Origin of the sequence: Amycolatopsis sp. NPDC001319, assembly GCF_042896185.1 — a bacterium.
In the GTDB taxonomy this organism is placed as follows: Bacteria; Actinomycetota; Actinomycetes; order Mycobacteriales; family Pseudonocardiaceae; genus Amycolatopsis.
On the sequence record NZ_JBIAWY010000001.1, the window covers coordinates 1,062,431 to 1,077,283 of the forward strand.

The 14,853-nt window shown below is 70.4% G+C and carries 13 protein-coding genes; 7 read left to right on the top strand and 6 right to left on the bottom strand.

What is annotated here, in order from left to right; translation table 11 throughout:
• Position 1: 1 nt before the first annotated feature.
• Positions 2 to 1,249 (bottom strand): Na+/H+ antiporter NhaA, encoded by a 1,248-nt coding sequence (gene nhaA, locus ACFY1H_RS05070; RefSeq protein WP_386944687.1) that lies wholly within the window; start codon positions 1,247 to 1,249, stop codon positions 2 to 4.
• A 211-nt stretch (positions 1,250 to 1,460) separates the two neighbouring features.
• Here nhaA and ACFY1H_RS05075 point away from each other — a divergent pair, with 211 nt between their 5' ends.
• On the top strand, positions 1,461 to 2,918 hold the full coding sequence (locus ACFY1H_RS05075) for a peptide MFS transporter (RefSeq protein ID WP_366583979.1): 1,458 nt from the start codon (positions 1,461 to 1,463) through the stop codon (positions 2,916 to 2,918).
• A 3-nt stretch (positions 2,919 to 2,921) separates the two neighbouring features.
• On the opposite strand, the gene ACFY1H_RS05080 is transcribed toward ACFY1H_RS05075, so the two are convergent.
• Positions 2,922 to 3,647 carry a VIT family protein gene (locus ACFY1H_RS05080; RefSeq protein ID WP_366583978.1) on the bottom strand — a complete coding sequence of 242 codons (726 nt, stop codon included), beginning with the start codon at positions 3,645 to 3,647 and terminating at the stop codon, positions 2,922 to 2,924.
• Positions 3,648 to 4,507: 860 nt separating this feature from the next.
• On the opposite strand from ACFY1H_RS05080, the gene ACFY1H_RS05085 reads away from it, so the two are divergent.
• Positions 4,508 to 4,843: a cupin domain-containing protein gene (locus ACFY1H_RS05085; RefSeq protein ID WP_386944688.1), complete on the top strand. Its 336-nt coding sequence runs from the start codon at positions 4,508 to 4,510 to the stop codon at positions 4,841 to 4,843.
• A 45-nt stretch (positions 4,844 to 4,888) separates the two neighbouring features.
• On the opposite strand, the gene ACFY1H_RS05090 is transcribed toward ACFY1H_RS05085, so the two are convergent.
• From ACFY1H_RS05090 to ACFY1H_RS05100, 3 genes are all read right to left on the bottom strand, one after another.
• A complete protein-coding gene (locus ACFY1H_RS05090) occupies positions 4,889 to 5,392 on the bottom strand; it encodes a DUF6319 family protein (protein ID WP_366583976.1) in 504 nt (167 codons plus the stop codon).
• A 142-nt stretch (positions 5,393 to 5,534) separates the two neighbouring features.
• Positions 5,535 to 7,514, bottom strand: a complete 1,980-nt coding sequence (gene acs / locus ACFY1H_RS05095) for an acetate--CoA ligase (protein WP_386944691.1) — start codon at positions 7,512 to 7,514, stop codon at positions 5,535 to 5,537.
• 94 nt (positions 7,515 to 7,608) lie between these two features.
• Entirely contained in the window at positions 7,609 to 8,190 is a 582-nt protein-coding gene (locus ACFY1H_RS05100; RefSeq protein WP_366583974.1) for a GNAT family protein, read from the bottom strand.
• 113 nt (positions 8,191 to 8,303) lie between these two features.
• Between ACFY1H_RS05100 and ACFY1H_RS05105 the strand changes: the two genes are divergently transcribed.
• The 5 genes from ACFY1H_RS05105 (at position 8,304) to ACFY1H_RS05125 (ending at position 13,524) form a co-directional block, all read left to right on the top strand.
• A complete protein-coding gene (locus ACFY1H_RS05105; protein WP_366583973.1) occupies positions 8,304 to 8,810 on the top strand; it encodes a phosphoribosyltransferase in 507 nt (168 codons plus the stop codon).
• Positions 8,807 to 9,529 (top strand): oxidoreductase, encoded by a 723-nt coding sequence (locus ACFY1H_RS05110; protein ID WP_366583972.1) that lies wholly within the window; start codon positions 8,807 to 8,809, stop codon positions 9,527 to 9,529. Before ACFY1H_RS05105 ends, ACFY1H_RS05110 begins: the two co-directional genes overlap by 4 nt.
• An 88-nt stretch (positions 9,530 to 9,617) precedes the next feature.
• Complete coding sequence (locus ACFY1H_RS05115) at positions 9,618 to 10,391, top strand: 3-hydroxybutyrate dehydrogenase (protein WP_366583971.1); 774 nt, start codon at positions 9,618 to 9,620, stop codon at positions 10,389 to 10,391.
• Between the two features lie 32 nt (positions 10,392 to 10,423).
• The gene (locus ACFY1H_RS05120; RefSeq protein WP_386944694.1) at positions 10,424 to 11,740 is read left to right on the top strand and encodes an MFS transporter; all 1,317 of its coding nucleotides are present in this window, start codon (positions 10,424 to 10,426) and stop codon (positions 11,738 to 11,740) included.
• Positions 11,737 to 13,524 (top strand): helix-turn-helix domain-containing protein, encoded by a 1,788-nt coding sequence (locus ACFY1H_RS05125; protein WP_386944695.1) that lies wholly within the window; start codon positions 11,737 to 11,739, stop codon positions 13,522 to 13,524. Before ACFY1H_RS05120 ends, ACFY1H_RS05125 begins: the two co-directional genes overlap by 4 nt.
• Here ACFY1H_RS05125 and ACFY1H_RS05130 read toward each other — a convergent pair.
• A complete protein-coding gene (locus ACFY1H_RS05130) occupies positions 13,511 to 14,611 on the bottom strand; it encodes a HoxN/HupN/NixA family nickel/cobalt transporter (protein WP_386944697.1) in 1,101 nt (366 codons plus the stop codon). The two genes, ACFY1H_RS05125 and ACFY1H_RS05130, sit on opposite strands and share 14 nt — an antisense overlap.
• Positions 14,612 to 14,853 lie beyond the last annotated feature (242 nt).

A 14,853-nucleotide genomic window follows, 5' to 3' on the forward strand; every position in this document is an offset into this window, starting at 1 on the left:
GTCATCGTGCCACGTACCCGTTCCCTGGGCGCGGCGGACCGTCGGGAGTGTCGGGATCGGATCCGCGAGCGTGCGCCCGGCTGCGCCGCAACAGCAGCGCGGCGGACGCCAGCGAGGCGATGGCCGAGGCGATCAGCACCGCCGCTTTCGCGAGGTCGCTCGCCGCGCCGTCGAGCGCGAGGTCGGAGATCAGCAGGCTCACCGTGAAGCCGACACCGCCGAGCAGCGCCAGCGCCGAGAGATCACGCCAGCCCGTGCCGGTGGGTTTTTCCGCGACGCCCAGCTTCACCGCCAGCACGCTCGCGCCGAGGATGCCGACGAACTTTCCCACGACCAGTCCCAACAGGACAGCCAGCGGCAACGCGGTGGTGAAGACCTGGCTCAACGCGTGCCCGCTCAAGGAGATCCCCGCCGCGAACAGCGCGAACACCGGCACCGCGACCGCCGCCGACCACGGCTGCAGCCGGTGCTCCAGCCGCAGCGCCGGCGCCTCGTCCTCGCCTTCGTCGGGCTTCACGCGCGTGAGCAGCCCGAGCGCGACGCCGGCGATGGTCGCGTGGATGCCCGTCGTGTGCGCCGCGACCCAGGTGACCACCGCGAGTGGCACGTACAACCAGGCCGTGCGCACGCGTTTGTGCTGCAGGAACCAGTACAGCGCCAGCGCCACCACGGCGACGGCCGCGGCCACGAGGTCGAACCCGGTGGTGAAGACGATCGCGATCACGAGGATCGCGCCGAGGTCGTCGACCACCGCGAGAGAAAGCAGGAAGACCCGCGCGCTGCTCGGCAGGTTCGACGCCGTCAGCGCGAGCACGCCGAGCGCGAACGCGATGTCCGTGGCCACCGGGATCGCCCACGCGCGGTCGATCCCCGGCGTACCCCAGGCGACCGCCAGCGCGACCAGCGCCGGTACGACCATCCCGCCGACGGCCGCGATCACCGGCAGCACCGCCTGCTTGAACCGCGACAGCTCACCCACCACGAGCTCGCGCTTGAGCTCCAGCCCGGCGACGAAGAAGAACAACGCGAGCAGCCCGTCTTTCGCCCAGTCGCCGATCGACAGGTTCAGGTGCAGGAACTCGGGGCCGATGTGGAAGTCGCGCACGGCCCGGTACACGTCACCGGCCGGCGAGTTGGCCCAGATCAGCGCGACGGCCGTGGCGCCCAGCAGGATGATCCCGCCGGTCGTCTCCGTACGCAGGTAGCGGGCGAACTCGGCGGCGGCGCGGGCCGGGCGGGAAGCGGTCACGGGCAGAACCCTCCAGGGGTCGGCAACGAACACAGACTCTTGCCGACCAGGCTTCCCGGCGCACCTTTGATCTCATCTTAATGAACGCGAAGCGCTCGTGAGGGCCCTCGATGACGCTTCCCACACTCACTCCGGTGTTCGGTTCACCCATTTGCCTTCTAGCATGCGAATCGGAAACGACAACGTTGTCTAGGACAAGGACGAGACAGTTGTGAGTACCTCTACCGAGGCCCAGCACGACACGAGGTTCTTCGGGCACCCACGAGGGCTGGCGAACCTCTTCGGCGTGGAGATGTGGGAGCGGTTCTCCTACTACGGGATGCTCGGCATCCTCGCCATCTACCTGTACTACAAGGCCGACCAGGGCGGACTCGGCATCGACCAGGGCGACGCGCTCGGCGTGGTCGGCGCGTACGGCGGCACGGTCTACCTCGCCACCGTGATCGGCGCGTGGGTGGCCGACCGCCTGCTGGGCTCCGAGCGCACGCTGTTCTACAGCGCCGTGCTGGTGATGATCGGCCACATCGCGCTGGCGCTGCTGCCGGGCCTGACCGGTATCGGCGTGGGCCTCGCGTGCGTCGCGATCGGCTCCGGCGGCCTCAAGGCCAACGCCACCGCCGTGGTCGGCACGCTCTACGCCGAGGGCGACGAGCGCCGCGACGCCGGCTTCACGATCTTCTACATGGGCATCAACCTGGGCGGCTTCATCGGCCCGCTGCTCACCGGGCTGGCGCAGTCGGAGGTCGGCTTCCACCTGGGCTTCGGCCTCGCCGCGATCGGCATGGCGCTCGGCCTGATCCAGTACACGCTCGGCCGCAAGAACCTGGGCGCGAAGGCGTCGGAGATCCCGAACCCGCTGCTGCCTTCGCAGCGCTGGATGGCGATCGGTGTCGCCGTGGTGATCGTGGTCGCGGTGGCGGCGCTGATCATGTCCGGGGTGGTCGGGCCGTCGAACCTGGCCGACGTGGTCGTGTACGTGGTCGTCGCGATCTCGGTCGTGTACTTCGTGGTCATCCTGACGAGCAAGAAGATCACGTCCGACGAGCGCAGCCGCGTGTTCTCGTTCATCCCGATGTACATCGCGAGCGCCGCGTTCTTCTCGCTGTACCAGCAGCAGTCCACGGTCGTCTCGGTCTACAGCGACCAGCGCCTGGACCGGAGCCTGTTCGGCTGGGACATGCCGGTGTCGTGGGTCAACTCGATCAACCCGGTGTTCATCATCATCTTCGCGCCGATCGTCGCCGCGATCTGGACGAAGCTCGGGCCGAGGCAGCCGTCGACGCCGATGAAGTTCGTGCTCGGCACGGTGCTCATGGGCCTGGCGTTCCTGCTGTTCCTGCCGATGACCGGCACCGGCGTGAACGGCAGCCCGCTGATCGCCCTGGCCGGCATCCTGCTGGTGTTCACGATCGCGGAGCTGATGCTGTCGCCGGTCGGGTTGTCCCTGTCGACGAAGCTTGCGCCGAAGGCGTTCCGCACGCAGATGGTGGCGCTGAACTTCCTGTCGGTCTCGCTGGGCACCGCGATGTCGGGCAAGCTCGCCGAGTCCTACGACGTGCACGACGAGACGCCGTACTTCAGCATCATCGGCGGCGTGGCCATCGCGATCGGCCTGATCCTGCTGGCCCTGATCCCGTTCATCCGGCGGCTGATGAAGGGCGTGCACTAGCCCTTAGGCGATGGTGGTGCCGAACAGCACTCCCACGAAATAGGTGACGAGCATGGTGAGGGCGCCGACGCCCACGTTGCGCGCGATCGCGCGCCCCACCTGCGCGTTGCCCAGGCGGGCGCTCACGAAGCCGGTGAGGGTGAGGCCCACGACCACGGCCAGCGCGCACGCCCACACGCGCACCGAGACGGCCGTCCAGGCGATGGCCAGCAGCGGCAGCAGCGCGCCGACGGAAAACGCGATCAGCGAAGCCCAGGCCGCCTGCCACGGGTTGGTGAGGTTGTCCGGGTCGATGCCCAGCTCGGCCTCCGCGTGGGCGTGGAACGCGTCCTTGCGGGTCAGCTCGCGCGCGACCTGCGCGGCGAGCTCCTGGGAGAGGCCCTTGCCCTCGTAGATCTCGGCCAGCTCGCGTTCCTCGGCCTCGGGCATCGTTTTCAGCTCTTGCTTCTCGAGCTGCAGCAACGCGCGTTCGGTGTCGCGCTGCGTGCTCACGCTCACGTATTCCCCGCCGGCCATCGAAAACGCGCCGGCCACCAGTCCGGCAATTCCGGCGGTGAGGATCGCGGTGCTGTTCGTGGTCGCGCCCGCGACGCCCACCACGATGCCCGCGACGGACACGATCCCGTCGTTGGCCCCGAGAACCCCGGCGCGCAGCCAGTTCAGCTTGCCGCCGACGTCCTCGTGGGGCTCGTGGGAGTGGGAATCAGTCGCGTCCACTGTTTCGGTCACGGGAATAGTGAAACACGGAATTGGGGTGAGCGCCTCTGTCTTGTCGACGACATTAAGGAAGGGTTTCCTTATTTAATTGTGCCTAGCCTTTGACTGTCAACCGATCGGCGTCGGCAGCTGCTCCGTGTTCTTGGTCCAGGTGACGCCGTGCACCTCCCGCGGCCTTGCGCCCGGCTGTGCATACATGAGGTATATCTACTCAATGAGTACAGACTTCACCACGGCCGCGTCCGTCGGCCGCCGATCGTCGCGCCGCGTGTTCGCGGCCGGCCTGTCCCCGGAGCCGCACTTCTTCGGCGATGGTTCGGCGGGTTCGGCCCGAATCGCAATCCGTCGGCCGGTCACGTTCGCAGTTGTCCTGTGGCCGGCCTTCGCGGCCGCGGACACTGTCGCTGTTTCGCCGTACCTCGCGGGGTGGCCGAGTTCAGTGCGACTGCTGCCGTTGCGACACCATCCACCCAGCGATCGCGGTCACCGACGCCTCCGGCCCGGACGACCACACCTCGCAGCCCCAGCGCGCACACGACCTCGACCGGCCGGCACACAGCCTCCGCCCTCCCGAGGGGGGCGTCCCCAAGTCCATTCTACCGGCCACCCTCGACAGAATCCGTTGAATGCGCTGGTAGGGGCTCAGTTGTCCACAACTTGGTCTGGGGTGTGGACAACTTCGATGTTTGCCGCCCGGAGCTGTGCGCGGCCCGACCGTGTGGCGCCGGCCGGATCGGCCGGGTGCCGGCCGGAACCGCCGGGCGCCGGGGGGTGTCGGTGTCGAACGGCACCTGGCTCGCCGTGGCGGCGTGCCTCGCGGTGGCGGCTGTGGTCAGCTTTGTCCGTGTGACATGGCCTTGGAAGGCGGCGGAATGAACGAGTGGCTCGAAGTGTCCACTGTGGAAGGACAACGGCTCACCGGCGGCACCGCCTTCGTCCGCGAGCGAGAACGCGCGACGCACGGGCTGGTGTACGAGATCCGCTACGCCGCCGGTGTCGGGTCGCCGGTGCACAGCCACGGCCACGACAGCGTCATCTACGTGCTGGAAGGACGGCTGACCGGTGTGGTCGAGGGGACCACCGCCGAACTCGGCCCTGGCGACACCGCCGTCCACCCCCGCGGAGTCGAGCACCAGGTGACGGCCATTGTGGACAGTCGCTGGCTCGAGTTCAAAGCGCCGCTGCCGGAAAACCCGCCGCTGGCGTGAAAAAGCCCGGCACCCCTGGGATGCCGGGCTTCCTCGGGAAAAGGCTCAGGCGTCGAGCTCCGCCAGGGCCGCCTTGGCGGCTTCCAGCTCGGCCTCGAGCTGCGCGACCTTCGCGGCCTGCGCCTCGCGGGCCTGGTTGATGACCTCGTCGATCGGGCCCGACAGGTCGGCGTGCAGCTCCTTCGCCGCGCGCGAGACGGCGGCGGCCGGGATCTCGAGGCCCTTCGCGACCCACTTGCTGCCGTTCTTGAGCTCGGCCTGCCACTCGCCGTCGGCCGTGCCGGTGACGGTGAGGATGAGTTCCACCGTGCGGGTCTTCTTCGCGGTGGACGCCGCCGCGGCCTTCGGGCGGCCGCGCTTCGGCTTCGGCGCCTCTTCGGCGGCCGGGGCGGCCGCGTCCGAACCGGAAGGCGACGCAGGTGAGGCAGTGGTCTCGGTGGGCTCGGTGACCTCCGGGGCGTCGGCGGCCTGGGCCGAGGCGGTGGTTGCCTCAGTCGTCGCCGCTTCGGCCGCGGTGTCCTCGTCGTGCGTCAAGGCTTCCACGGTCATTCGTGTCGTCTCCTTGCCCGGATCTGGGGTGGGTACAGCGGCACATCTTAGAACATGCGTTCGATGTGCGCCATTCGGGGTAGTCACGCAGGAAGGGGCCCTCCCTTGGCCGGGAGAGCCCCTTCCTGCACAGCTGCGGACTCTACTCTTCCTTGCCCGACTGCAGACCGGAGGAGATCAGGTCCATCACCGACGAGTCGGCGAGCGTCGTGACGTCACCGATCGCCCGGTTCTCCGCGACGTCGCGCAGCAGGCGGCGCATGATCTTGCCCGAGCGAGTCTTCGGCAGCTCCGGCACGACCATGATCTGGCGCGGCTTCGCGATCGGGCCGATCTCCTTCGCGACGTGGTTGCGCAGCTCCTGCACGGCCTCGTCACCACCGTCGACCGCGTTGCCCCGCAGGATCACGAACGCCACGATGCCCTGCCCGGTCGTCGGGTCGGACGCGCCGACCACGGCCGCCTCGGCCACCGTCGGGTGTGAGACCAGCGCCGACTCGACCTCGGTGGTCGAGATGCGGTGGCCCGACACGTTCATCACGTCGTCGACGCGGCCGAGCAGCCAGATGTCACCGTCGGCGTCGTACTTGGCGCCGTCGCCGGCGAAGTAGAAGCCCTGGTCGGCGAAGCGCGACCAGTACGTCTCGCGGAAGCGCTCCTCGTCGCCCCACACGCCGCGCAGCATGCCCGGCCACGGCTTGTCGAGCACGAGGTAGCCGCCGCCACCGTGCGGAACCTCGTTGCCCTGGTCGTCCACGACCTTCGCCGAGATGCCCGGCAGCGCGCGCTGCGCCGAACCCGGCTTGGTCGAGGTGACGCCCGGCAGCGGCGAGATCATGATCGCGCCGGTCTCGGTCTGCCACCAGGTGTCGACGATCGGCGCCTTGCTCGCGCCGATGGTCTCGCGGTACCAGATCCACGCCTCGGGGTTGATCGGCTCGCCGACGCTGCCGAGCACGCGCAGCGACGTGAGGTCGTACTTCGCCGGGATCTCCGCGCCCCACTTCATGAACGTGCGGATCAGCGTCGGCGCGGTGTAGTAGATGGAGACCTTGTACTGCTGCACGATCTCCCAGTGCCGGCCCTCGTGCGGGGTGTTCGGCGTGCCTTCGTACACGACCTGCGTGACGCGGTTGGCCAGCGGCCCGTAGACGATGTAGCTGTGGCCGGTGATCCAGCCGATGTCGGCCGTGCACCAGTACACGTCCTCGCCCGGCTTGTGGTCGAACACGTTGTGGTGCGTGTACGCGGCCTGCGTGAGGTAGCCGCCGGAGGTGTGCAGGATGCCCTTCGGCTTCCCGGTGGTGCCGGAGGTGTAGAGGATGAACAGCGGGTGCTCGCTGTCGAACGCCTCGGGCGTGTGCTCGGCCGGCTGACCGTCGACGAGCTCGTGCCACCACAGGTCGCGCCCGTCGGTCCACGGCACCTCGGCCGCGAGGTCGCTGCCGGTGCGGCGGACCACGATGACCTTCTCCACGGTCTCGGCGCCCTCGAGCGCCTCGTCCACATTGGCCTTCATCGCGGCGGCCTTGCCGCGGCGGTACTGGCCGTCGGAGGTGATCACGATCTTCGCCGCCGCGTCGTCTACGCGGGCGCGCAGCGCGTGCGGCGAGAAGCCGCCGAAGACCACGCTGTGCAGCGCGCCGATGCGGGCGCACGCGAGCATGGCGAAGATCGCTTCGGGCACCATCTGCAGCTGGATCGCCACGACGTCGCCGGCGGTCACGCCGAGCGAGGTCAGCGCGTTGGCGGCCTTGGAGACCTCGTCCTTCAGCTGCGCGTAGGTGATGTCACGGGTGTCGCCGGGCTCGCCGACCCAGTGGATGGCGACCTGGTCGCCGTGGCCGGACTCGACGTGCCGGTCGACGCAGTTGTAGGCGACGTTCAGCTTGCCGCCGACGAACCACTTCGCGAACGGCGCATTGGTCCAGTCCAGTACCTGGGTCCACTTCGTGTCCCAGCTCAGGCGCTCGGCCTGCTCGGCCCAGAACTGCTCCCGGTCCGCGTCCGCCTTCTCGTACGTGTCGGCCTTGGCGTTGGCCTGAGCGGCGAACTCGTCGCTCGGTGGGAAGGTGCGGCTCTCGGTGAGCAGGTTGTCCAGCGCTGGGGACTGCTCGGTCATGGTGCAAGGCCTCCTGTAGTGCGAACCCGCGGCTCACGGCACGCTAGCGACGTTAGTCCGCCCAGGACAAGGATGCAGCCGTGTGGGCGCGCCCTCAGGTGAGGCGGGCCAGCAGCCGGGCGCGTGCGCCGGGCCATTCAGCTTCCGTCATCGAGTACACCACCGTGTCGCGCGAGCTGCCGTCCGGACGGATCCGGTGGGCCCGCAGCACGCCTTCGCGCAGCGCGCCGAGCCGCTCGATGGCGCGTTGCGAACGCAGGTTGCGGCTGTCGGTCTCCCACGCCACGCGCTGGGCTCCGAGCACCTCGAACGCGTTGCGCAGCAACAGGAACTTGGCCTCGGTGTTGAGCCCGGTGCGCTGCCAGCGGGGGCTGATCCAGGTGTGCCCGATCGAGAGGATCCGGTGCTTCGCCGCGATCTGGTAGTACGACGTGGTGCCGGCGACCAGCCCCGTGGCGACGTCGATCTGCGCCCACGCGCGGCGATCGGGATCGGCCGTGGCGGCCTCGACGAAACGCTCGGCGTCGGCCGGCGTCTCGAACCGCCGGACGCTCAACCAGGCCCAGATCGCGGGATCCTGCCCGGCCTCGAAGAGGCCCTTCACGTGGTCCGGGCCGAGAGGCTCGAGGCGCACGTGGGTGCCGGACAGGGTCGGGTGATCGTTCCAGTCGCTCACGAACCCCAAGCTACGACGTCAAGTGGTCGTGCTCGATAGCCAGTTCCCGATCATTTCTCCAGTCCACTTCCCGGTTGCTTATGCTCGCTGGAACACCGAGGAGAGGCATGGGCATGGCTGAAGACGGCGCGGCGCGGGAAGAGCTCACCTGGGAGTTGTTCGGCACCGCCAGCAGGGAGCTCGCCGAGCAGGTCGCCGGCGACGGCTTCGCGCCCGACCTCATCCTCTCCATCGCCCGCGGCGGGCTCTTCGTCGCCGGTGCGCTGGGCTACGCGCTGGACGTGAAGAACCTGCACGTGATGAACGTGGAGTTCTACACCGGCGTCGACCAGCGCCTCGACCTGCCGGTGATGCTGCCGCCGGTGCCGAACGTCGTGGACCTGAGCAACAAGAAGGTGCTCGTCGCCGACGACGTGGCCGACACCGGCGCCACCCTCAAGCTCGTGCGCGACTTCTGCGCCGACCACGTGGCCGACGTGCGCTGCGCCGTGATCTACGAGAAGCCGCATTCCACGGTGACCAGCGAGTACGTGTGGCGCCGCACCGACCGCTGGATCAACTTCCCGTGGTCGGTCCTGCCGCCGGTCGTCAAGCGCGCCGGGCAGGTGCTCGACGCATGAGCGACCCGCTCAAGCCGCTGCTGGAGCTCGACGGCGTCGCCGCCGCGGCCAAGGCGGCGCAGGACGCGGTGTTCGCCGTGCACCGCCTGCCCGCCAACCTGCGCGGCGGCGCGGAGACGGCCGCCGAGGCGTCGGTGCGCGCGGCCCGGGCGTCCGCCGGCATCGACGGCGCGAACCCCGAACTGCCTGCCGACGGCGCGGTCGCGGACCCGCTGCTCGCCGGCGCCCTGCGCGTGGCCGAGTCGCTGGAACCCCTCCTGCCCACCTGGCGGCGCGCGCCGTTGCAGGCGCTGGCCCGCCTCCACGTCCTGGCCGCGGCCGACATCGTCGAGGATCCCGATGCACTCGGCCGGCCCCTCGCCGGTGGCGAACGCCTGGAGCTGCTGGCCCAGCTCGTCACGGGCGCGACGTCCGTGCCCGGGCCGGTCCTCACGGCCGTTGTGCACGGCGAGCTCCTGGCCCTGCGCCCGTTCGGCTCGGCCGACGGTGTCGTCGCCCGCGCGGCGGCGCGCCTGTCGATGATCGCGACGGGCCTGGACCCGAAAGCCCTGACCGTGCCGGAGGTGGCGTTCTTCCGGCGCGTGCCGAAGTACGTGGAGCTGGCTGCGGGCTTCGCCGCCGGATCCGTCGACGGGGTCCGGGAGTGGCTGCTGTTCTGCTGTGAGGCGTTCGAATCGGGCGCGCGGGAGGCGCGGAGCATTTCGTCTGCCGCCGGATAGGGGTGTGGTCCGGCCACACTGGATCTTGCCGCGCTGTGGTGGCCGGACACATGGTCGGCGAGGTGGGCGAGACCTAACCTCGTAGCCCATGACCAGTGGGGTACGTCACAGCTCGCCCGGCACGCTCGATGGCCGCGTTGCCCTGGTGACCGGCGGCGCCAGCGGAATCGGGCTCGCCTGTGCCCGGGCGTTGGCCGCTGCCGGCGCGAAGGTGCACGTCGCAGACCTCGACGCGCGCGGTGCCGAAGCCGCCGCGGCGGAGATCGGCGGCTGGGCGCACGTCGGTGACCTCACCGATCCCGCGGTGATCGACGCGTTGCCGGACGAGCTGGACGTGCTCGTGAACAACGCCGGGTTCCAGCACGTGGCCGCGCTGCCCGAGTTCCCGCCCGAGCAGTTCGCGCGGATCCAGGCGCTGATGGTGACGGCGCCGTTCCTGCTGATCCGCCGGTCGCTGCCGGCGATGTACGCGCGCGGCTGGGGCCGGATCGTCAACGTCTCCAGCGTCCACGGCCTGCGCGCCAGCCCGTTCAAAGCCGCGTACGTCACGGCGAAGCACGCGCTCGAGGGACTGTCCAAAGTGGCCGCTCTCGAAGGCGCAGAGCACGGCGTGACGTCCAACTGCGTCAATCCCGGCTACGTCCGCACGCCGCTCGTCACCGGCCAGATCGACGCGCAGGCCGCCGAGCACGGCCTCGACGCCGACGAGGTCGTGGAGCAGGTGCTGCTGCGGCGCGCGGCCATCAAACGGCTCATCGAACCGGCGGACGTCGCCGACCTCGTGGTGTGGCTGTGCGGCGAGCACGCCGGGCACGTCACGGGCGCGTCGCTGCCCCTCGACGGCGGCTGGTCGGCCGCCTGAAACCCCGTCCCCACAACGAAGTGGAGTCTGCAGTGACAACACCAACCCGGGCCGGCCTGCTGCGCGTGGTCGGCGCGAGCCTGATCGGCACCACCGTGGAGTGGTACGACTTCTTCCTCTACACCTCGGCCGCCGCGCTCGTGTTCAACAAGCTGTTCTTCCCGAACGCCGACCCGCTCACCGGCACGCTGCTGGCGCTGCTGACCTATGCGGTGGGGTTCCTCGCCCGGCCCATCGGCGGGCTGGTGTTCGGCCACTTCGGCGACCGCATCGGGCGCAAGCGCCTGCTCGTGGTGAGCCTGGTGATGATGGGCGGCTCGACGTTCCTGATGGGCGTGCTGCCCACGTACGGCGCGGTCGGCGTCCTCGCCCCGGTCCTGCTGACGCTGCTGCGGCTCGTGCAGGGTTTCGCGCTCGGCGGCGAGTGGGGCGGCGCGGTGCTGCTCGTGTCCGAGCACGGCGACGACCGGCGGCGCGGCTTCTGGGCATCGTGGCCGCAGACCGGCGTGCCGGCCGGGAACCTGCTGGCCACGGCCGTGCTGGCGATCCTCGCGGCGGTGCAGTCCGACGCGGCGTTCAACGCGTGGGGCTGGCGGATCCCGTTCCTGCTGTCCGGCGTGCTCGTGGCGATCGGGCTGTGGGTGCGGCTGGCGGTCGCGGAGTCGCCGGTGTTCCTGGCCGCGAAGGTCGCGGCGGGGGAGGAGGAAGCCACGCCGATCGTCGACGTGTTCCGCGGGCACCTGCGCGGGCTCGTCGTGACGTTCGGGGCGCGGCTGGCGGAGAACGTGTCGTACTACGTGATCACGGCGTTCATCCTCGTCTACGTGACGACCGGCCTCGGTCTGCCGAAGGCGACCGGGCTCACGGCCGTGCTGGTCGCGTCGGCCGTGCACTTCGTGACGATTCCCTTGTGGGGCTTGCTTTCCGACAAGATCGGGCGCAAGCCGGTGTACTTCTTCGGCGTGGTCGGGATGGCCGCGTGGTCGTTCGGGTTCTTCTGGCTGATGGACCTGCGCACAACGGGCGCGGTGATCGGCGCGGCGACCATCGGGCTCGTCGTGCACGGCGCGATGTACGGGCCCCAGGCCGCGTTCTTCGCCGAGCAGTTCCCGACGCGCGTGCGCTACACCGGTCTTTCGGTGGGTGGGCAGCTGTCGTCCATCGCGGCGGGCGCGATCGCGCCGATCATCGCCGTGGCGCTGTTCCAGGCGTACCACTCGACGGTGCCGGTTTCGGTCTACGTCGCCGCGATGTGCGTGCTGTCGGTGCTGGCCCTGCTCGGGGCGCGCGAGACGCGCGGCGAGTCGCTGGAGGAGGCTCCCGCCGAACGGCGCTCAGTGACAGCATGACCTGTGTGGATCCCTACCGCCGGTTGCTCGAGCTGCTCGCCGCCGGGGCGAGCAGCGAGCAGCTGGCGCACGCCGCGCGCGAGTCCGGCGCCGATGCGACCGAGCTGGCGCTGCGCGTCCGCGAGACGCTCACCGAGCACCAGCGGCGCGAAGCCGAGCTCACGGCGTTGTTCGACACCGCGAGCGACCTCGCCCGGCTGAGGGACCCGGACGCGGTGCTGCGCTCGATCGTGCGGCGGGCGCGGACCCTGCTCGGCGTCGACGTGTCGTACCTGAGCCTCAACGACGAGGCCGCGGGCAAGACCTACATCCGCGTCACGGACGGCTCGGTTTCTGCGTTGTTCCAGCAGATCGTGCTCGGCATGGGCGAGGGGCTGGGCGGGCTCGTGGCCCAGACCGCGCGGCCGTACGCGACGGCGGACTACTTCGCCGACGCCCGCTTCCGCCACACCTCGCCGATCGACACCGGCGTGCTGGAGGAGGGCCTCACGGCGATCCTCGGCGTGCCGCTGGCCATCGGCGGCAAGGTGCTCGGCGTGCTCTACGCGTCGGACCGCGCGCCACGGGAGTTCTCGACGGCGGAGGTCGCGCTGCTGTCGTCATTGGCCAACCACGCGGCGATCGCCCTGGACAACGCGCACCTGCTCGACGAGACGCGCCGCTCGGCCGCCGAGCTCAACGCCGTGAACGCGACCATGCGCCGCGCCGACGAAGCCCACGATCGCCTGATGGACCTCGTGCTCCGCGGCGGTGACCTGCCGGAAGTCGCCGCGGAGGTGGCCGGCGTGCTGCGGGGCGAGATCGCCGTCCACGACGCTTCCGGCGACTTGCTGGCGGGCTCCGCGCTGTCGTTCGACGCGCCGGCGGTGACTTCTTCGCGCGGCAGCGGGCGCGCCGAGTCCACATCGGACACTTGGGTGTGCGCGGTGCGGGCCGGCCAGGAGCTGCTGGGCAGTCTCACGCTGGCGGGCCGGCCTGAGCTGGCCGGTGCGGACCGGCGGTTGTTCGAGCGCGCGGCCGTGGTGACGGCGTTGCTGCTGATGCTGCGCCGGTCCGTGGCGCAGGCCGAGGACGAGGTGCGCGGCGAGCTGCTCACGGACCTGCTGACGGCGCCCGCGCGCAACCCGGCTTCGTTGACGGCTCGCGCGCGCCGGCTCGGTGTCGACTTGTCGGCGCCGCACGTGGTGCTCGTCGCCCACGCGCCGGGGATCTCCCGGCGTGGCCTCGCGTCGGCGTGCGCGCGGTACGGCGACCTGGTCGGTGTGCACGCGGAGCAGGTGGTCGCCCTCGCGCCCGACGGCGTCGCGGCGGCGAAGGTGGCGCGGGAGCTCCGGTCCGTTGTGGACTGTCCGGTGACGGTCGGTGCCGCCGGCCCCGCGAAGGGTCCCGCCGCGCTCGCGTCGGCCTATGCCGAGGCGGTCCGCTGCGTGAGCACGCTGCTCGCACTGGGCCGCGAAGGCGACGGCGCGGCGATGGCCGAGCTGGGCTTCCTCGGCGTGCTGCTGGGCCGCCACGCCGACCTGCCCGCCTACGTCACGGCCACGCTCGGCCCGGTCCTCGATTACGACGCCCGCCGCGGCACCGACCTCGTCGGCACGCTGCGTGCGTACTTCGCGGCCGGCGGAAACCTCGCGCGCGCCAAGGACGAGCTGCACGTCCACGTGAACACCGTGGTGCAGCGGCTCGACCGCGTCTCCGCGCTGCTGGGCGACGACTGGCGCGAGCCGGAACGCGCGCTGGAGATCCAGCTCGCGCTGCGCGTCGACCGGCTCAGTGATCGGTGAGGCGCGCCGACCACTTCTCCTCGATGCGCCCGAACCGCCACACTGCGAGCGCGACCAGCCACGTGACGATGAACAGCCCGACGATCGCGAACCCGACGTAGTCGAGGTCCACGTCGGCGATCGCGGCGAGCGGGCCGTGGGTGATGTCGAGCTTCTCGGCGAGGATCGACACCAGCTCGATCGTGCCGATGACCAGCGCGACGGCCACGGACAGCGCCGTGACGGTGATGTTGTAGTAGATCTTGCGGATGGGCCGCGAAAACGCCCAGCCGTAGGCGAAGTTCATGAACACGCCGTCGGCGGCGTCGAACAGGCTCATGCCCGCGGCGAAGAGCACGGGCAGCACGAGGATCGCGTACCAGGGCAGCGCGAACGCCGCCGCGCCGGCCGCGAGCACCAGCAGGCCGATCTCCGTGGCGGTGTCGAAGCCGAGTCCGAAGAGGACACCCACGGGGTAGATGTGCCACGGCTTGCGCACGGCCTTCGTCGCGCCGCGCAGCAGGCGGTTCATGAAGCCGCGCTTGTCGAGCTGACGTTCCAGTGCGGCTTCGTCCAGCTCGCCGCGGCGCATCTGCGCGAAGACCCGGATGATCCCGACGAGCGCGACGAGGTTGATGATCGCGATGAGGTAGAGGAATACGCCCGAGACGGACGTTCCGATGAGCCCGGTTGTCTCGTGCAGCGCCGACCCGTCGTCTTCGAGCTGGCCGGCGATCGCGCGAACGCCGAACGACAGCAGCAAACACAGGCCGAACACGATCGTCGAGTGCCCCAGTGAGAACCAGAACCCGACCGACAGCGGCCGCTGGCCCTCGGACATCAGCTTGCGCGTGGTGTTGTCGATCGCCGCGATGTGGTCGGCGTCGAACGCGTGGCGCATGCCCAGCGTGAACGCCGTGACCCCCAGCCCGATCCCGAACACACCCGACGCGCCCAGGTCGTAGTGGTGCGGCGCGATGAACAGCACCAGCACACCCCAGCCCACGAGGTTCAGCAGCAGGATCACCGCCGCCATCCCGCAGAGCGACCCCCACTCCCGCCTCGACAACGGCTGCCTCGCGCGGGTCGGTTCCTTCACCCCGGTCATCGAGAACCTGCCCCTTCGCTCGCAGACAACACCTGAGAGGTTAGGCAGGTGAACAGATGAACCGCAATAGTGTCTGCGTCGGCTCCGCCGCCGCGCGCGAGATCGCCTCGAGCCGGCTTCTTCCCTCCCGGTTTCGGGGGGGGGGGGGGGGGGCCCGCCCCCCCCCCCGCCCCCCCCCCCGCGCGGGGGGGGGGGGGGGGGGGGGGGGGGGGGGGGGGCCCGGGGCCCCCCCCCCCCCGGCG